Here is a 17,908-nt window from a genome sequence, read left to right as displayed (position 1 = left end):
CGTTCTCTCCCCTGTATTTTGTAGTCTTGTTTTGCGGAGAGTGTCGCAAGGTGGCTTGCCGCTGGCAAGCGCCGCGATTTTCCGCGAGGTGAAACGGTAGAGCAGGAACTTACGCGACGCGCTGCAACATCCTTAGAGCGCGCCCGTCGATCACGAGCAACGCGCTGCCAATGACGATGGCGCCCGCGATCTCGCGCATGGAGATCGGCTCGCCCAGCACCAGCCATCCCAACAGAATGGCGGTGACGGGAATGAGCAGCGTCACCAGCATGACATTGGTCGCGCCCGAACGGCGCAGGATCTGAAAGAAGACGATGTAGGCGAGCGCCGTCGACAAGCCGGCAAGTCCAAGCACCGCGAGCCAGGTTGTAAGGCCCGGCGCCGGCAGATGCCATGGCTGTTCCATGACGGCGGCGACGACCGCCATCATCACCGTGGACGCCATCAGTTGAAAAGTCGCCGTTCCCAGCGGAGCTGAGTCCTTCAACAACCGCCGCGCCGCCAGCGCCGCAAAGCCATAGCTGCACGCGCCACCGAGGCAGAGCAGAATGCCGAACCCCTGCCCCGGCCGCGTCTCGATGCCCCATCCGCGCAGGATGACCACGCCGACGACGCCCAGAACCACGCCGGCGACCCGCCGCATCTGCAGGGCTTCCTCGCCCGCCATCGCCATGACGGTCACCGTGAACAGCGGCGTGGTGGCATTCAGGATGGAGGCCAGCCCGCTGGGAATGATGGTCTGGCCGATCACGATCAGCGAGAACGGGATGACGTTGTTGAGCAGCCCGATCACGAAGAACGGCTTCCAGCCCAACGTGCCCTTGGGAAAGCTGATGCCTTGAACATGGAGCAGCGGCAAAAGAACGGCCGCACCCAGCGCGACGCGCAGGAACACCAGGGTGAGCGGCGGCAATTCCCGCAAGCCCGCGCTGTTGAAGAAGAACGAGCCGCCCCAGAGGATCGAGAGCACGGCGAGCAGCGACCAGTCTCGCGCATCGATCCGGTTGTCGTTCGGGGGCATGGCGTCTCACATCGGCAGTTGACCTCCGCCTAGTATGGCGCGACGCGCTTTGCCACCCGATTTCCGAGTTGACGCCGCTCAGGAGGATCGGCGTTTGCGTGCATCCCCCGCGATATCGGCAACCCCCGCCCCGATCACCAGGGCGCCACCAATGAGCGCATGCACGGCGGGCACCTCCCGGAAAGCCACCCAGATCCAGAACGGCATCAGCGGTGTTTCCAGCGTCGCGATCAGGGAGGCCTGCCCCGACGGCAGCAGGCGTGAGCCGAGCATGTAGAACGTCAGGCCGAGCGCGACCTGAAGGCAGCCGAACATTGCGAGGATTGCGAGGTCGTTGCCGCCGACGTGGGCGATGTCATGGGCGAACGGGAGGCTGACAAGACTGCCCATGAAATTCGACAATGCTGCCGCCGCCACCATCGATGTCTGGCGATGACGTCGGATCACAACTGTCATGGAGGAGATTGCGAGCACCATGAGGCAACTCAGTGCAAGACCACCGAGATCGGCACCGGCCTGCACGCCGCCGACCGTGATGACGACTCCGGCGAAGGCAATCAGGCTCGCAATCAGCGTGCGCCACGTCGCGGCTTCGCCGAGCCACAGCCATGCCAGCGCGGCGGCGACGAAGGGCTGAGTGGCGATCAGCACCGCGACGTTCATGACGTTGGTCATCTGAAGAGCGGGAATGAACGAGATCATGCCGAGCGCAGACAGTGACGCGACGAGCAGGCCGCCCCTCCCCGGCACGACCAATTGCCACAGGGCGGCGCGGCCCTGCATCGCGACGAGAAACACGCTGATCAGGCTGCCTGCGAACACGCCGCGCCAGAACAGAATGGTCCAAGGATCGAACCGCAGCAGCCGGGTGAAGAACGGCGCGGTGCTCCAGGCAATCGCAGCGGCGATGACGAGGGCAATGCCGAGACCGCGTTCTGAACGAGGCTGCCCCATATTGATGCGGCCGGCTTAAGACGGCTTCTTCGGCCGCGACACCAGCTCGATCATCTTGCCTTCGTCGTCATCAGGCATCGCAGCTTTCGCCCGCGCATAGGATTCGACCGCCGCGCGCGCCACCAGCGGCTTGTCGGCGAGCAGGCTCTCGGCGAGCTTCACGGCGTAGGCGGCATCCTTGTGCCGCAGCGCCGAGGTGAAGGTCGCGCCGCTGAAGTCGCGGGCGACCATGCGCTTGGAATGACGCTGGACCTGCGGGCTCGCAGCAACGCCGGCCTGAATCGATTCCAGCACCAGGGTCATGTCGAGCCCGGCCTGCTCGGCGATCGCGAGCCCTTCGGCGAGTCCGGCAATCTGGATCGCGCCCATCAGATTGTTGATGAGCTTGTAGACCGTGCCGGAGCCGACCGCGCCGAAATGGCGGATGGTCGAGCCGATCGGTTCGAGATAGGGCCGCGCGCGTTCGAGGTCGGCGGCATCAGCCCCGACCAGCAAGGTCAGCTTTCCGGCGGCCGCGGCATCCGGCAATCCCGTCACGGGACAATCGATGTAGATCAGCCGCGCGCGTTGAGTTCGCGGCCCATCTCGCGCGCGTGGTCATAGGAGACGGTGGAGCATTCGATCGCGATGGTGCCGGCCTTGGCCGTCTTGGCCGCGCCCTTCGGCCCCAGCCAGACCGCGCGCGAGGCCTCGTCGTCGGCGACCATGGTCACGACCGCATCGGCATCGATCGCGGCATCCTCAGGCGAGGTCGCCCAATGCGCGCCGCGCGCGATCAGGTCTTCCGCTTTTGTCTTGCTGCGATTCCACAGCGTCACCGTGAAGCCGGCATCGAGATAGCGGCCGGCCATGCCATGGCCCATCCGTCCAAGCCCGATGAAGGCGACGCGGGGCATGGCTAGTCCACATCCTCGATGTCAGCGCCGGTGGTTCCGAAGGCGCGCTGCGCCAGCGTCGCGGCCATGAAGTCGTCGAGTTCGCCGTTGAGCACGCCCGAGGTGTCGGAGGTCTGCACGCCCGTGCGCAGATCCTTCACCATCTGATAGGGCTGCAGCACGTAGGAGCGGATCTGGTGGCCCCAGCCGATATCGGTCTTGGCGGCCTGGTCGGCGGCGGCCTTCTCCTCGCGCTTCTTCAACTCCATTTCGTACAACCGCGCGCGCAGCATGTCCCAGGCCTGCGCCCGGTTCTTGTGCTGCGAGCGGCCGGCCTGGCAGACCACCGCGACACCGGTCGGGATATGCGTCAGGCGCACCGCGGATTCGGTCTTGTTGACGTGCTGGCCGCCGGCGCCGCCCGACCGCATGGTATCGACGCGGACGTCGGATTCCTTGATGTCGATCTTGATGCTGTCGTCGATGACCGGGAACACCTGCACGCTGGAGAAAGATGTGTGCCGCCGCGCGTTGGAATCGAACGGCGAGATGCGCACCAGCCGATGCACGCCCGCCTCGGTCTTCAGCCAGCCATAGGCATTGTGGCCCGAGACCTGGATCGTCGCCGACTTGATTCCGGCTTCTTCGCCCTCGGACTCTTCGAGATACTCGACCTTGAAGCCGTGCGTCTCCGCCCAGCGCGTGTACATGCGCAGCAGCATCTGCGCCCAGTCCTGGCTTTCGGTGCCGCCGGCGCCGGCGTGGACCTCGAGATAGGAATCGAAGCGGTCGGCTTCGCCCGACAGCAGCGCCTCGAGCTCGCGCCGCGCGACTTCCTTCTTCAGGGCCTTCAGCGCAGCTTCGGCTTCGGCGACGACGCCGTCATCGCCCTCGGCTTCGCCGAGCTCGATCATGCCGATGTCGTCTTCGAGCTCCTGCTCGACCTTGCCGATGCCCGACAGCGAATCCTCCAGCGAGGTCCGCTCCTGCATCAGCTTCTGGGCCTTCTGGGGATCGTTCCAGAGGTTGGGATCTTCTGCGAGCTTGTTCAGCTCAGCGAGGCGCGCCGTCGATTTCTCGACGTCAAAGATGCCTCCTCAGCAGCCCGACTGACTGCTTGATCTCTTCTACCAACCGTTCGATTTCGGCGCGCATGTCGTTCTCGTGTCTCGCGGAATTGGTTCCGCGTGCAATTCAAGATCGGGATGTAGCGGCGGCGGCTGCAAAGCGCAACCGCCGCCGCGACAAACGTCTGCCTTGTCCTAAGCCTTAGTACAGTCCGCCGGTGCCCGGCCGCATGAAGAAGCCGGAATCCGGCTGCTGCTGCTGCGACGCCGGCACGCCGCCGCGTCCGTCGGCGTCGGCAACGCCGATGACCGAATAATTGTCCGGCGGCGCCGTGCCCGGCTTGAAGGCTTCGAGGATGGTGCCGCCGGTCTCACCCGGGCCGGCGCGCATGCCGGTCTTGGCGACGACGCGCACGAGCTTGATGCCGGCCGGCACCTTGAACGGAACGGCGGGCTTGTCGGCGAGCGCGAGCTTGAGGAAATCGCGCGCGATGGGAGCCGCCAGATGGCCGCCGGTCGCAGCGTTGCCTTTGCCGAGCGCACGCGGCTTGTCGTAGCCCATATAGATCGCGACGGCGACGTCGGGCGAGAAGCCGACGAACCAGGCGTCCTTGGCCTCGTTGGTCGTGCCGGTCTTGCCGGCGATCGGCTTGCCGACCTCCTTGACCACGGTCGCGGTACCGGCCTGGACCACGCCCTCCATCAGCTCGGTGATCTGGTAGGCGGTCATGGAATCCAGCACCTGCTCGCGGCGGTCGATCAGCTGCGGCTCGTTCTGGTTCTTCCAGCCGCCCGGCGCGTCGCAGCCGCGACATTCGCGCTGGTCGTGCTTGAAGATGGTGCGGCCGTAGCGATCCTGGATACGGTCGATCAGCGTCGGCTTCACGCGGCGACCGCCATTGGCGAGCATCGAGTACGCCGTGACCATGCGCATCGCTGTCGTCTCGCCGGCGCCGAGCGCGTAGGAGAGATAGTTCGGCAGCTCGTCATAGACGCCGAAGCGGCGGGCATATTCGCCGATCAGCGGCATGCCGATGTCCTGCGCGAGGCGCACCGTCACGGTGTTGAGCGACTGCCGCAGCGCGTTGCGCAGCGTCACCGGCCCCTGGAACTTGCCCGAGGAGAAGTTTTCCGGCCGCCATACGCCGGCGCCCTGGCCCTGGTCGATTTCGATCGGCGCGTCGAGCACCACGGTCGAGGGCGTATAGCCGTTGTCGAGCGCGGCCGAATAGACGATCGGCTTGAACGACGAGCCCGGCTGCCGGTAGGCCTGGGTGGCGCGGTTGAACTGGCTCTGGTCGAACGAGAAGCCGCCGACCATCGCGAGCACGCGGCCGGTCCAGGGGTCCATCACCACCATCGCGCCCGACACTTCGGGGATCTGGCGCAGCCGGTACTGTCCCTCGACCGGGTTGCCGTCCTTGTAGAGCGGATCGGCGTAGATCACGTCGCCGGGCTGGAGCACCTGCGACACCGCCGTTGCCGCCCTGCCCTTCGCAGGGCCGGTCGCCGCCCTTGCCCATTTGATGCCGTCGAGCGTGATCAGGCCGGTTTCGCGCTGCTTGCTGACGGCGCCGCCGAGCTCGCGGCTCGGCTGGAATCCGATGCGCGCCGACTGGTCGCTGGTCTCCAGCACCACCGCCATGCGCCACGGCGAGATGTCGGAGAGCGACTTGATCTCGGCGAGCTTCACGCCCCAATCGCCCGAAATATCGAGCTTGCTCATGGCGCCGCGATAGCCCTGCTGCTCGTCATAGTTGACGAGGCCGGCGACCATGGTCTTGCGCGCCATCACCTGGATCTTCGGATCGAGCGTGGTGCGGACAGACAGACCGCCCTCGTAAAGCTTCTTCTCGCCGTAGCGCTCGAAGATGTCGCGGCGGACTTCCTCGGCGAAATATTCGCCGGCGAAGGTGTGGGCGCCGTTGGACCGGTTGGTGACGGCCAGCGGCTCCTTGCGCGCCTTGTCGGCGTCGGCCTGCTTGATCCAGCCGTTCTCCTGGAGGCGGTCGATCACATAGTTGCGGCGCTCGATGGCGCGGTCGCGGTTACGCACCGGATGCAGGGTCGCCGGCATCTTCGGCAGCGCGGCCAGATAGGAGGCCTCCGCCACCGTCAGCTCGTTCACCGACTTGTCGAAATAGACCAGCGAGGCGGCCGCGATGCCGTAGGCACCGAGGCCCAGATAGATCTCGTTCAGATACAGCTCGAGGATCTTGTCCTTCGAGTAGGTCTTCTCGATCCGCATCGCCAGCAAGGCTTCCTTGATCTTGCGGGCGAAGGAGACCTCGTTGGTCAGAAGGAAGTTCTTGGCGACCTGCTGGGTGATGGTGGAGGCGCCCTGCGGACGCCGGTTGGAGCCGTAGTTCTGGATATAGACCAGACCTGCGCGCGCCATGCCGGTGTAGTCGATGCCGCCGTGCTCATAGAAATTCTTGTCCTCGGCCGCGAGGAACGCGTTGATCACGAGCTTGGGCACGGCCTGGATCGGCAGATACAGCCGTCGCTCCTTGGCGTACTCGCCGAGCAGCGACCCGTCGACCGCGTGCACACGCGTCATCACCGGCGGCTCGTAATCCTGAAGCTGAGAGTAGTCCGGCAAGTCCTTGGAGAAATGCCAGATCAGGCCTGCCACGGCCCCGACACCGACAAGGAACACCACCGTTCCCGCGGCGAACAGGAAGCCCATGAACCGCACCAGCAAGCGCATTATCTGTTTATCCGTTCAAACTCTGGATCAGCCCAGTATCAGCCCCTTGGCGCTCAAAAACAGGCGCCAACCTCACGTCGCGCATTCACCGGCCTACTCAATTACGTCAGTGCCGGACCTAAGACGCTCGCCGAACGGGATTCTCGCCGATTCCGGAACCCCCTGCGGCGTTTTTATAAATCGCCCGCTGTGGCCAAACTAGGGCTTTTGCGGCGGGACGGAAAAACCCTTCCTCAATTCTCTCAATTCGACGATCCCCCGGTCGTCAATTCGACGATCCGGCGGTCGCCAGCCGCTTGGCCAGGAACCCGTCGATGGCTTGCGCCATCGCGCCCACGGCACGGGACCGCCAGCCCTCGGAGACCAGATGCTCGAGATCGCCCTTATTGGAGACATAACCGATCTCGACCAGCACCGACGGCACGTCGGGTGCCTTCAGCACCCGGAAACCGGCCGATTTCAGCGGATGCTTGTGCATCCGCACCGTCGACTTCATTTCGCCCATCAGCACATGCGCAAAACGGTTTGAAAACGTGCGGGTTTCCCGCTGCGTCAGATCGATCAGGATGTCCGCGACGTCGGTCGGCTCCTCCGCGAGATTGAAGCCGGCGATCGCGTCCGCGCGGTTTTCCGCGTCCGCCAGACGCTGGGCCTCGGCGTCGGACGCCTTGTCGGACAGCGTATAGATGGTGGCGCCCTGGGCATCCCCCTCGGCGCGCGGCAGCGCGTCGGCATGAATCGAGACGAACAGCGCCGCCTTGATGTTGCGGGCGACCTTGACCCGGTCATTGAGCGGGATGAACGTGTCGTCGTTGCGCGTCATCACGACACGGTATTTGCCTGCCTTTTCCAGCCGGTCGCGCAGCGCCAGGCCAAAGGCCAGCACCAGGTTCTTCTCGCTCTCGCCGCTCGACTGCGTGCCGTTGTCGATGCCGCCATGGCCGGGATCGATCACCACGATCGGCCGGCCATCGGCCTTCTGCTGCGCCGTTTCCGGGCCCGCCGTCGCGGGGACCGTGGCGGGCGGCGCATCGGCGATCGCGGGCCGCAGCTCGGGCCGGTTTTCCGGGGCGAGCGATTGCACGAAGGCGGCGCGGTCGACCTCCTCCAGCTCGAGCACGAGCCGGGCCGGCTGGCCGTTGGCCGCCTCCAATACGTAGGAATTGGCGATCTTGGCCGGCCCCGTCAGGTCGAACACGATTCGCGAGCCGCCGGGCATGACGAGCCCGTAGCGGAAGGCCTTGACCAGTCCCCGCCCGCCGGACCCGGTCCCCGCGGGCAGCTGAAAATTGACCTGGGGCACGTCCACCACCACCCGGTACGGGTCGGCGAGCGTGACGGCGCGGAAGCTGACGGTCCGGTCGATGTCGAGGATGAAGCGGGTCTGCTTGCCGTCGCCAGCCAGCCGGGCGGCCGAGGCGATTGGAAAATTCGCTACCGCAACAGAGGGTTGCGGCTGGCTTTCCGCGGCGCTCAGGCGGGAGGAATCAGCATATGGCAATGCCGCGGCGCACAGAAGCACGCATCCCAGCAGGACTCTTTGTTTTGCGCGGCTCGCCACCGATTTCGTGCCTCCGAGCAGCTTGTTTAACGCAATAGAACCACAGGGTTAATCGATCCTTAATGACAGGCGCGCGAAACTCGCTGACTGTGACCGCCGTGCGACGCTCCCTTGCACGGATGGCCCATTCCTCGTATGTACGGAATGCTGACGGCCGATATTTTCGGTTGTGTCGCATTCAGCCTCCCGGTGCAGCGCCGGAACTCTCAAGATTTGGGAATTCCAGCGTTTTCCGTTCTCCTCTAAGACCAGCGCGGTGCGCGGCAGCGAGGTGGAGCGGGCCAAGCCCCGGCGGCGGACGGTTCCCGGGTACCACTTTTCCGGGACGGTTCGGACAGCGACGTAACCCATTACCCGGTCCCTTGATCCCAAGGGAGCGGTTCGTGATCCCCAAGGCGAGCGCGCTCGCGCCATGCCTGGCCAGCAGCAACTGATTGAGGGGCGGCCCCGCCGCCCAATGTTTCATACGGGCCGACGCTTGATGCGCCAGACTGTGCCGACGAATTCTGAAGGACCATTCGCGACGCTGCGGAGTGATAATCCCGCGCGCCGCCACGGCCCTGAGGCTTCCGGTCCGGCAAGGCGCGAGAGACGGCGTTTCGGCCTTCCCCTCACCCCCGAATCAGGTGGACCGTCGCGTCTCCCGGCGGCGCGATACGCGCCCACGGTGAATCGCGCCCGCCGCCGCCAAGAGTTAAGACATGCCCAACAAGATGTTGATCGATGCCACCCACCCGGAGGAGACCCGGGTCGTCGTGGTCCGCGGCAATCGCGTCGAAGAGTTTGATTTCGAGACGGCGCAACGCAAGCAACTGCGCGGGAATATCTACCTCGCCAAGGTCACCAGGGTCGAACCCTCGCTCCAGGCCGCCTTCGTCGAATATGGCGGCAACCGCCACGGCTTCCTCGCCTTCAGCGAAATCCATCCCGACTACTACCAGATCCCGGTTGCCGACCGGCAGGCGCTGATCGAGGCCGAGGAGCAGGCCCATCGCGAAGCCGAGGAAGAGAGCGAGAACCGCTCGCACGGCCGCCGCCGCTCGCGTCACCGCAACGCCCGCCGCCGCGGTCACGGCGAACGCGTCCGCAGCGACATCGTCGAAGGCCTCGACGCCGGCACCGATCCCGCGGCGCAGCCGGTCGAGGGCCAGATTCTGACTGAGCACGCCGAGGGCGCTCCGCAAGAGGGCGAGCATCTGCACGCCGACGCGGAGCATCACGGCGAGCACGATGCCCATGATCACCACGAACATGATCACCACGATCATGATCACCATGAACACGCGCACGACGACCATCATCACGATCACGCTCACGATCATAACGACCATGGCCATGACGGCGGGCACGATCATCACGACCACGATCATGCCGACGAGACGCCCGCGCCTGTCGCGGCCTTTGGCGCCGAACCGGTGGTCGCGGCCGAGGCCGTTGCCGAACCGCAGGAGGCGACCTCCGAAGCGCACGCAGAGGCTCTGGCCGAAGCCGTAACCGCCGCCGCTGAACCGGCTGATGCAGTGTACGCTGCCGGCGAAAGCACCGAAGCTCTGCATCACGACGCTGACGCGGCGGCCGAGGACGACGACGACGAGGATGACGACGGCGAGGAAGCCGAAGAGGAAGTCGTCGAATCCGTCGGCGGCGACGACGTGATGGAGGAAGTGCCGGAGCGCACCTTCCGTCCGCGCCGCCAGTACAAGATCCAGGAAGTCATCAAGCGCCGCCAGGTGATGCTGGTGCAGGTCGTCAAGGAAGAGCGCGGCAACAAGGGCGCGGCGCTGACGACCTATCTGTCGCTCGCCGGCCGCTACGCCGTGCTGATGCCGAACACCGCGCGCGGCGGAGGCATCAGCCGCAAGATCACCAGCGCCCAGGACCGCTCGCGTCTGAAGGAAGTGGTGCAGGATCTCGACGTGCCCGAGGGCATGGGCATCATCCTGCGCACCGCCGGCGCCGCCCGCACCAAGCCCGAGATCAAGCGCGACTTCGAATACCTGATCCGGATGTGGGAGACGGTGCGCGACCTGACGCTGAAGTCGCAGGCCCCGACCCTCGTCTATGAGGAAGGCTCGCTGATCAAGCGCTCGCTGCGCGACCTCTACAACAAGGAGATCGACGAGATCTCGGTTGCCGGCGAATCCGGCTACCGCGAAGCGCGCGACTTCATGAAGATGCTGATGCCCGCCAACGTCAGCGCGGTGAAGCAGTATCGCGACGGCCAGCCGCTATTCTCGCGCATGGGCGTCGAAAGCCAGTTGGACGCGATGTTCTCGCCGACCGTGCAGCTGCGCTCCGGCGGCTACATCGTGATCAACCAGACCGAGGCGCTGGTCTCGATCGACGTCAACTCCGGACGATCGACGCGCGAGCACCATATCGAGGACACCGCGCTCAAGACCAATCTGGAAGCGGCCGAAGAGGTCGCCCGCCAGCTCCGCCTGCGCGACCTCGCCGGCCTGATCGTCATCGACTTCATCGACATGGACGAGAAGCGCAACAACCGGGCGGTCGAGCGCAAGCTGTCCGATTGCCTCAGGCAGGACCGCGCACGGATCCAGGTCGGACGCATCTCGCATTTCGGCCTGCTCGAGATGTCGCGCCAGCGCATCCGTGCCAGCGTGCTGGAATCCTCGACCGATCCCTGCCCGCATTGCGGCGGCACCGGCCATGTCCGCTCGGTGTCCTCGGTTGCGCTCCAGCTGCTGCGCGGCCTCGAAGAGATCCTGATGAAGGGCGCGACCCACAATCTCGTGGTCCGTACCCGCACCGACGTCGCGCTCTACGTGCTGAACCACAAGCGCGGCCATCTGCGCGACCTCGAAAACGGCTTCAAGGTCACCCTGGCGGTCATCGCCGACCCGAGCGTCAGCGGACCGCAGGCCTACCTCATCGATCGCGGCGAGCAGGTGCATACGCTCGAAGCCGCCAAGGCGCTGCTCGCGGCGCAGGCCGCGGCAAGCCCGCCCCCGGTGGTTGAAGAGGCCTATGACGACGAGGAGTTCGATCCGGAGCTGGAATCCGAGATCGAGTCCGAGGAGACCGAAGGTCTCACTGAAGAGCAGGCTGCCGGCGAGGCGGCCCCCGAGCAGGACGGTCAGCGCCGCAAGCGCCGCCGTCGTCGGCGCGGCCGCGGTGGCCAGCGCGACGGCGAGTTGCGCGAGGATAGCGCGCCCACGCTTCCCGAGCCGGCAATGGTCGCTGGCGAGTCCGAAGAGGACGCCGAGTCCGAGCAGGACGGCGAGGAAGGCGAGGAACAGGCAGCCCGTGGCGAGCAGCAGGGCGGCGGTGAGCGCCGGCGCCGGCGTGGCCGCAGAGGCGGACGCCGTCGGCGTGGGGGCGGCGAGGAAGGTCTTGCCGGCTCCATCGGCGACGAGCTCGGCACCCAATCACCATCGGAAGCGACCGAAGCGGTGGCCGATTTCGACGGCTTTGGCGGCGAGGCTGCGCCTTCGATCGCGCAGGCCGAGCACACCGCCGAGCCGCAAATCGCGCCGCCCGAGCCGCGTGCCGAAGTGCAGGTCGAGGCGCCGGCTCAGCCGGAGCCAGCTCCTGCTGTCGTAACGGCGGAAGAAGAGCCCGCTGACGAGAAGGCCGCGCGGCGTCGCTCCACCGTCAGGGAAAAGGTGAGCTTCCTGTCGAGCAGCCCGAGCGAGCCCGCAACGCCGGTTGCGCAGGCGAGCGAGCCGGTCGCGTCGCCGGCACCTGCGCCCGCACCCGAAGCGGCCAGCGAAACGCCGGCCGCCCCGCGCCGCGCCGGCTGGTGGTCCCGCCGTTTCGGCGGCGGCGAATAAAGTCGGACACAGAATAAAAAACGCCCGGCCAAGCCGGGCGTTTTTCGTTTCACCGCTCGCCAATCCGCTATGGCGGCAGCTCGTCATTACCGAGCGGCGCCATATCGCGCGAGGCGATCTGGCGGAGCTGGTCGTAGAGATCGGGCGCCTCGCTGGTGCAGAGGCAAACGCCTTTTGCGGAAGCTGCCTCGCCGGCGTTGAGGTAGGCGTGGCCCATGGTGCTGTCGAGATAGATGCCGTCGCCCTCACCGAGGATCTCCGGCGCGTAGAACTCGGTGTGGACGGCGACGCGTCCGCTCGTCACCAGGAAATATTCCTCGCCGCCATGGCGCAGCAGCGGGCCGAACTCCTCCAGCGAGCGCGCACGAACCTCGGCCACGATCGGCACCATGCGTTTGCCGATCAGATCGGTGCATTGATAGGTGTAGGTATAGAATTTCGTGGTGATCACCTGCCCCTGCCCGGCCCGGCTGATGCTCCGCCGCGCGGTGACCGGCCGGCCCTGCACAGGCGCCGCGACCGCTGGATTGAACAGCTCGGCGATCTCCATCTTCAGGCCGGAGGTGAGCTGGAGCAGCTTGTCGTAGGTCAGCGACATCAGGCCGTTCTCGACCTTGGACAGGGTCGACAGCGCCATGCCAGTGCGCTCCGCGACCTGCTTGAGCGTCAGGCCGCGGGCCTGGCGCGCCGCCTTGAGGCATTGGCCGAGCTGGGAATTGGCACCTTCGGGCGTCGTTATCTCGCTCATGCAGCAATCCTACCACGGCGATGGAAATATTGTTGGCCTATCCGTCTAATCTTTTCGGCCAAGACGTCCCTTGAGGGGTCCATTTGACGACCCGTTGGGCAGCAGCGCCAGCATTTGGGCACGAAATGCCCCGCTTTGACGATTATTGGTGCGTCGCCTTCACTTTCCGATATGCTAAAATTGTTTTCATAATTTGAAAGGGGATTGGCATTGTCCGGACTTTGCGATTCCAGCGCCGTTGAGCTGCGCCGCCTGCTGGCCGCGCGGGCGATCTCGCCCGTCGAGCTGCTGGAGGCCTGCCTGTCGCGCATCGCCACCATCAATCCTGCCGTGAATGCCGTCGTGACGTTGGACGTATCAGGCGCGCGCAAGGCGGCAACGGCCGCCGAAGCCGCCATCCTGCGCGGCGAGGATCGCGGCGCACTGCACGGCCTTCCGGTGCTGATCAAGGACACCCAGGACACTGCCGGGCTGCGCTCCACCTATGGCAGCCCCCTGTTGCGCGACAATGTACCGGTCGCCGACCAGGGCTCGGTCGCGCGGCTGCGCGCAGCCGGCGCCATCATCTTCGGCAAGACCAACACGCCGGAATGGGCGGCCGGCGGCAACACCCGCAATCCGGTGTTCGGCGCAACCGGCAATCCCTTCGATCCCATGCGCTCGGCAGCCGGCTCCTCCGGTGGCTCGGCGGTGGCGCTCGCCTGCGGCATGGCGCCGCTCGCCTCGGGCTCGGACACCGGCGGCTCCTTGCGCAATCCGGCAGGCTTCTCCGGCATCGTCGGCATGCGTCCGTCCTACGGTCTCGTGGCCAGCGAGAAGCGCGCCTTCGGCTGGTCGAACCTGTCGACCGACGGACCGATGGCGCGCAATGTCGCCGACACCGCGCTGATGCTGTCGGTGATGGCGAGCGACGATGTCCGCGATCCCCTGGCCTATACGCTGCCCGGCGAGCCGGTGCGCAGTCGCGCCGAACGCTGGGCTGCACCGCGCCCCGCGGACCTTGGCAAGCTGCGCCTCGCCTTCACGGAGGACTTTGGCTTCGCCCCGACCGAGCAGGCCATCCGTCGCGTATTCCGCGATCGTGTGGCGAGGCTTGCGCCGCTGTTCGCCGGCTGCCGCGAGGCGACGCCGGATTGCTCCGGCGCCGACGACGCGTTCGCGGTTCTGCGCGCCGGCCTGTTTCTGGCGATGCACGGCAAGAACTACAAAGAGCGCCCCGAGATGCTCGGCCCGAATGTCCGCGCCAATGTCGAGGAAGGCCTGAGCTACACGCTCGAGGATCATGGGCGCGCCGCCACGACGCAGACGCGGATCTATCGCGCCTACCAGACCTTCTTTGAAACTTGCGATGTGCTGATCAGCCCGACCATTACGCTGAGCCCGCGCACCTGGTCGGAGCTCTATCCCGCCGAGATCGACGGCGTGCCGACCAAATCCTATTTCCACTGGCTCGCGCTCGCTTATGCCGTGACGCTTCCCGGCCACCCCGCGATCAGCATTCCGCTCGGCCTCGATGAAGCCGGCCTGCCGTTCGGTCTCCAGATCGTCGGCCCGCGCGGCGGCGACGCCATCGTGCTTTCGGTCGCCGCGAGCATCGAGGCCGCGTTCGCGGGCGATGCGCAATTGTGCCGGCCGGTGCCCGACCTGGCGCGGCTCGCCGCAGCGCCGCCGCTGTCGGCCGCGCCCGGTTTCCTCACCTGGGAATAACCCGACACCAGCCCTGGATGCACCGCCGGCGCAACGGAGACGAGCATGACGGAACTGCCGAGGAAAACCAGCGTCATTGCCTTCGTCCTGCTCTACATCGCCTACTGCATCTCCTACATCGACCGCGCGGCGATCTCGCTGGCGCTGGCGCAGATCGGCAAGGACTTCAATCTGCAGGCCGCCGATCTCGGCATCGTCATCAGCGCGTTCTTCCTCGGCTATGCCGCGATGCAGGTGCCGGGCGGCTGGCTCTCGGATCGCGTCGGCTCGAAATATGTGGTGATCGTCACCATCGTGATGTGGTCGCTGTTCACGGCGTTCACGAGCCTTGCATGGTCGCTGACCTCGCTGATCGCGATCCGCTTCATCTTCGGCATCGCCGAGGGCGGCTTTCCGCCGGCGAGCATCCGCGCCATCGCCGAAGTGTTCAAGAAGGACAGCCGGCCGAAGATGTCGGGGCTGCTGCTGTCGTCCAACTATGCCGGCAGCATGGTCGCGCCGCTGATCATGGCGCCGCTGATCCTCTGGCTCGGCTGGCGCCATGCCTTCAACGCCATCGGCATCGCGGGCATCGTCTTCGCGGTGGTCTATTTCGTCTTCGTCCCCTATCTGGGACGCCCGGGCAAGGCCAATGCAGGCGCGCCAGTGAAGGCCGAAAGCCGCGCGCCGATGCGCGAGCTCATGAAGAATCCGCTGCTGTGGCAGTTGATGGTGGTGTGGTTCGGTCTCAGCTGCGTCAACAAGGGCCTGGATTCCTGGATGCCGCTCTACCTGCTCCAACAGCGCGGGCTCGACCTCAAGACCGTCGGCGTCCTGGCGCCGATCCCGTTCGTGATGGCGACGATCGCGACCGCGATGGGCGGCTGGGTGATGACGACGTTCTTCTCCGAGCGCGAAAAATACCTGCTGATCGGCAGCTCCGCATTGACCGGCATCTTCCTCTACGCCATGTACAAGTCGGAGACGATCACGATGCTGATCGCGTTCCAGTCGCTGGTCTACTTCTTCAAATCCTTCGTGCTGGCCTCGGTGATTGCGCTTCCGACCAAACTGCTCCGCGACGACCAGATCGGATCGGGCGTCGGCATGGTCAATCTCGGCGGCCAGAGCGCGGGCTTCGTCGCCCCCGTCGCGATCGGCTTCATCGTGACCGGAACCGGATCGTTCGATGCGGCCTTCGGCTTCCTGGTGGCGATGACGGCGTTGTCGGTCGTGGTCGCGGCAACCATCAGCACGGCGCAACCGAAGCTCGTACCACAACCGGCCTGACAGGAGCATTCTGCCCATGCAAAGCGCGATCGTTCTCGGCGGCGGCATGATCGGCGTGAGCGCGGCGCTGCACCTGCGGCAGCGCGGCTGGACCGTCACGCTCATCGACCGCAGGGAGCCGGGCCGCGAGACCAGCTACGGCAATGCCGGGATGATCCAGGCGGAAGCCGTCCGCCCCTATCCGATGCCGCGCGACCTCGCCTCGCTCCTGAAGATCGCGACCGGCCGCACCAACGACGTGCGCTACAGCCTGTCGTCGCTGCATCTCCATATCGAGCCCCTGCTCCGCTACTGGTGGCATTCGGCGCCGAAGCGGCATCGTGAGGCGATCGACGCCTGGGCCAGGCTGATCGCCTATGCGACGGCGGAGCACGACATCCTCATTCGCGAGGCCCACGCCGACAATCTCATTCGCCGCGCCGGATACCGGGCGCTGTATCGCGACGCCGCTGCATTGGATCTCTCGATCAAGGCCGCCGAGGAAGACCAGCACGAGTTCGGCGTGAACTTTCGTGTGCTCTCGGGCAGCGAGCTCGCCAAGGCCGAGCCGGTCCTGCGCGACGATCTTCCGGGCGCGATCCATTGGCTCGACACCTGGACCGTGTCCGATCCCGGCGCGCTGGTGACAGCCTATGCCGAGCTGTTCGAGCGCCTCGGCGGCAGGATCGTGCTCGGTGATGCGCAGTCGCTGCAGCAGACTGCAGCCGGCTGGTCGGTCAATACCGATCAGGGACGCATCGATGCCGCGACGGCCGTCGTGACACTCGGGCCGTGGTCGCCCGATCTGTTGTACAAATTCGGCTATCGCATTCCGCTGGTGCGCAAGCGCGGCTATCACATGCACTACAACGGCGGCGCTTCGCTCGACCTGCCGCTGATCGACAAGGCCGGTGGCTACGCCATGGGGCCGATGGCCAAGGGCATCCGCATCACCACGGGCGCGGAGCTGACGAGCCCCGACGCGCTTGCAACGCCGGTGCAGCTCGCCAGCGCCGAAGCCTCTGCGCGGGAGCTGATCGACCTCGGCAAACGCGTCGAGCCCGATCCGTGGTTCGGCACCCGCCCCTGCACGCCCGACATGCTGCCGGTGCTCGGCCGCGCCCCGCTTCACCCCGGCCTCTGGATGAATTTCGGCCACGGCCACCAGGGCTTTACGCTGGGCCCTGCGACCGGGCGCCTGCTCGCCGAGATGATGAGCGGCGAGACGCCGGCAATCGATCCGACGCCGTACCGGCCGGAGCGGTTCTAGCTGCCGGCGTCGCGGCGCGCAGGGCGAGCGCGACTGAGATGCGCGGCAGCGGCCAGATGCAACGCGCGAGGCGGCAATTCCATCAGTCGGCGCGCTCGGCCAGCAGCGTCCTGATGCGGTCGGCATCCTCAGGCGTCGCCGGATTGTAGACGATCATGCTGAGATCGGAGCGGCCCTCGACATTGAAGCTCGAATATTCGAACGACATGGTGCCGTGAACGGGATGCCGCAGCCGCTTGGTGCCATCGCCATGATGGCGCACGTCGTTGTCGCGCCAGAGCGCCGCGAACTCGGGACTGGTGCGGCAGAGCTCGTCGACGAAATCGGCGACATGCGAGACCGCGCCCGCGCGGGCGGCGTCCGCCCGAAACGCCGCCACCACGAAGCGGGCCACACTGTCCCAATCGTACTGCGCGGCACGCACGCGCGGATCGCAGAAGATGAAGCGCAGGATATTGCGCTGTCCCGGCGGGATCGCGCCATAGTCCGTCAGCACGGCGGTCGCGGCGCGATTCCAGGCGACGACATCCCAGGTCGCGGTCCGCACCAGCGCCGGGCTGAATGCGAGTGCATCCAGCACGCGCTGGAGCCGCGGTGAGACGCCTTCGCTCGCCTGGTAGCGCACCTCGGGCGGGCGGCCGAGGCCGATCAGGAACAGATGCTCGCGCTCGACATCGGTCAGCATCAGGGCGCGGGCGATGCGGTCGAGCACGTCGGCCGATGGCGCCCCGCCCCGGCCCTGCTCCAGCCAGGTGTACCAGGTCGGACTGATATTGGCGCGCTGCGCCACCTCCTCGCGCCGCAGCCCGGGCGTGCGCCTGCGGCTGCCGCTGAGGCCGAACGCGGCCGCATCCAGCCGGGTGCGGCGATCCTTCAGATAGGCCCCGAGCAGGTTTTCGGCCGAAGCGGTTTCGCTCATCCTGTTAGCTATTATACCCCGATAAAGTCACTAC

The 17,908-nt window shown here is 66.2% G+C and carries 12 protein-coding genes and 1 pseudogene; 4 read left to right on the top strand and 9 right to left on the bottom strand.

Going from position 1 to position 17,908, the window contains the following annotated elements:
• Positions 1 to 109: 109 nt before the first annotated feature.
• The 7 genes and pseudogenes from ACFLEY_RS21000 to ACFLEY_RS20970 all read right to left on the bottom strand — a co-directional run bounded on the left by ACFLEY_RS21000 (position 110) and on the right by ACFLEY_RS20970 (position 9,744).
• Positions 110 to 1,021: a DMT family transporter gene (locus tag ACFLEY_RS21000; protein WP_011087084.1), complete on the bottom strand. Its 912-nt coding sequence runs from the start codon at positions 1,019 to 1,021 to the stop codon at positions 110 to 112.
• Between the two features lie 78 nt (positions 1,022 to 1,099).
• Entirely contained in the window at positions 1,100 to 1,975 is an 876-nt protein-coding gene (locus ACFLEY_RS20995; RefSeq protein ID WP_211433559.1) for a DMT family transporter, read from the bottom strand.
• Between the two features lie 15 nt (positions 1,976 to 1,990).
• Positions 1,991 to 2,871 (bottom strand): annotated as a pseudogene (locus tag ACFLEY_RS20990) (NAD(P)-dependent oxidoreductase).
• Positions 2,872 to 2,873: 2 nt separating this feature from the next.
• Positions 2,874 to 4,005, bottom strand: a protein-coding gene (gene prfB, locus ACFLEY_RS20985; RefSeq protein WP_122975474.1) for a peptide chain release factor 2 whose coding sequence is annotated in 2 segments (ribosomal slippage) — positions 2,874 to 3,935 and positions 3,937 to 4,005 — 1,131 coding nt in all. Because the reading frame shifts where the segments join, the coding sequence is not laid out codon by codon here.
• 114 nt (positions 4,006 to 4,119) lie between these two features.
• Positions 4,120 to 6,627 carry a penicillin-binding protein 1A gene (locus tag ACFLEY_RS20980; RefSeq protein WP_161535066.1) on the bottom strand — a complete coding sequence of 836 codons (2,508 nt, stop codon included), beginning with the start codon at positions 6,625 to 6,627 and terminating at the stop codon, positions 4,120 to 4,122.
• A 265-nt stretch (positions 6,628 to 6,892) separates the two neighbouring features.
• Positions 6,893 to 8,188 (bottom strand): N-acetylmuramoyl-L-alanine amidase, encoded by a 1,296-nt coding sequence (locus ACFLEY_RS20975; protein ID WP_060911837.1) that lies wholly within the window; start codon positions 8,186 to 8,188, stop codon positions 6,893 to 6,895.
• Positions 8,189 to 8,799: 611 nt separating this feature from the next.
• Positions 8,800 to 9,744, bottom strand: coding sequence for a hypothetical protein (locus ACFLEY_RS20970; RefSeq protein ID WP_309142081.1), 945 nt, complete (start codon positions 9,742 to 9,744; stop codon positions 8,800 to 8,802).
• Between ACFLEY_RS20970 and ACFLEY_RS20965 the strand changes: the two genes are divergently transcribed.
• On the top strand, positions 9,709 to 11,982 hold the full coding sequence (locus ACFLEY_RS20965) for a ribonuclease E/G (RefSeq protein WP_304564958.1): 2,274 nt from the start codon (positions 9,709 to 9,711) through the stop codon (positions 11,980 to 11,982). The two genes, ACFLEY_RS20970 and ACFLEY_RS20965, sit on opposite strands and share 36 nt — an antisense overlap.
• A gap of 67 nt (positions 11,983 to 12,049) precedes the next feature.
• On the opposite strand, the gene ACFLEY_RS20960 is transcribed toward ACFLEY_RS20965, so the two are convergent.
• Positions 12,050 to 12,730, bottom strand: a complete 681-nt coding sequence (locus ACFLEY_RS20960; protein ID WP_060911836.1) for a helix-turn-helix domain-containing protein — start codon at positions 12,728 to 12,730, stop codon at positions 12,050 to 12,052.
• A gap of 210 nt (positions 12,731 to 12,940) precedes the next feature.
• Between ACFLEY_RS20960 and ACFLEY_RS20955 the strand changes: the two genes are divergently transcribed.
• Genes ACFLEY_RS20955 through ACFLEY_RS20945 form a run of 3 tightly spaced genes read left to right on the top strand, consistent with a single transcriptional unit; the run spans position 12,941 to position 16,955 of the window.
• A complete protein-coding gene (locus tag ACFLEY_RS20955) occupies positions 12,941 to 14,437 on the top strand; it encodes an amidase family protein (protein WP_060911835.1) in 1,497 nt (498 codons plus the stop codon).
• Between the two features lie 45 nt (positions 14,438 to 14,482).
• Positions 14,483 to 15,706, top strand: coding sequence for an MFS transporter (locus ACFLEY_RS20950; RefSeq protein ID WP_060911834.1), 1,224 nt, complete (start codon positions 14,483 to 14,485; stop codon positions 15,704 to 15,706).
• Between the two features lie 16 nt (positions 15,707 to 15,722).
• Entirely contained in the window at positions 15,723 to 16,955 is a 1,233-nt protein-coding gene (locus tag ACFLEY_RS20945; protein WP_060911833.1) for an FAD-binding oxidoreductase, read from the top strand.
• 82 nt (positions 16,956 to 17,037) lie between these two features.
• Here ACFLEY_RS20945 and ACFLEY_RS20940 read toward each other — a convergent pair whose 3' ends face one another.
• Entirely contained in the window at positions 17,038 to 17,874 is an 837-nt protein-coding gene (locus ACFLEY_RS20940; RefSeq protein WP_060911832.1) for a helix-turn-helix transcriptional regulator, read from the bottom strand.
• Positions 17,875 to 17,908 lie beyond the last annotated feature (34 nt).

Origin of the sequence: Bradyrhizobium sp. YCK136, from assembly GCF_044570075.1 — a bacterium.
In the GTDB taxonomy this organism is placed as follows: domain Bacteria; phylum Pseudomonadota; class Alphaproteobacteria; order Rhizobiales; family Xanthobacteraceae; genus Bradyrhizobium; species Bradyrhizobium diazoefficiens.
The sequence above is the reverse complement of the archived record's forward strand: the minus strand, read 5'-3'. Positions and strand labels throughout refer to the sequence as shown.

Excerpts from the sequence above, each read along its gene's own strand:
- ACFLEY_RS21000 (WP_011087084.1), bottom strand. The coding sequence starts at position 1,021 with ATGCCCCCGAACGACAACCGGATCGATGCGCGAGACTGGTCGCTGCTC.
- ACFLEY_RS20995 (WP_211433559.1), bottom strand. The coding sequence starts at position 1,975 with ATGGGGCAGCCTCGTTCAGAACGCGGTCTCGGCATTGCCCTCGTCATC.
- ACFLEY_RS20980 (WP_161535066.1), bottom strand. The coding sequence starts at position 6,627 with ATGCGCTTGCTGGTGCGGTTCATGGGCTTCCTGTTCGCCGCGGGAACG.
- ACFLEY_RS20970 (WP_309142081.1), bottom strand. The coding sequence starts at position 9,744 with ATGCAGAGCTTCGGTGCTTTCGCCGGCAGCGTACACTGCATCAGCCGG.
- ACFLEY_RS20960 (WP_060911836.1), bottom strand. The coding sequence starts at position 12,730 with ATGAGCGAGATAACGACGCCCGAAGGTGCCAATTCCCAGCTCGGCCAA.
- ACFLEY_RS20950 (WP_060911834.1), top strand. The coding sequence starts at position 14,483 with ATGACGGAACTGCCGAGGAAAACCAGCGTCATTGCCTTCGTCCTGCTC.
- ACFLEY_RS20945 (WP_060911833.1), top strand. The coding sequence starts at position 15,723 with ATGCAAAGCGCGATCGTTCTCGGCGGCGGCATGATCGGCGTGAGCGCG.
- ACFLEY_RS20940 (WP_060911832.1), bottom strand. The coding sequence starts at position 17,874 with ATGAGCGAAACCGCTTCGGCCGAAAACCTGCTCGGGGCCTATCTGAAG.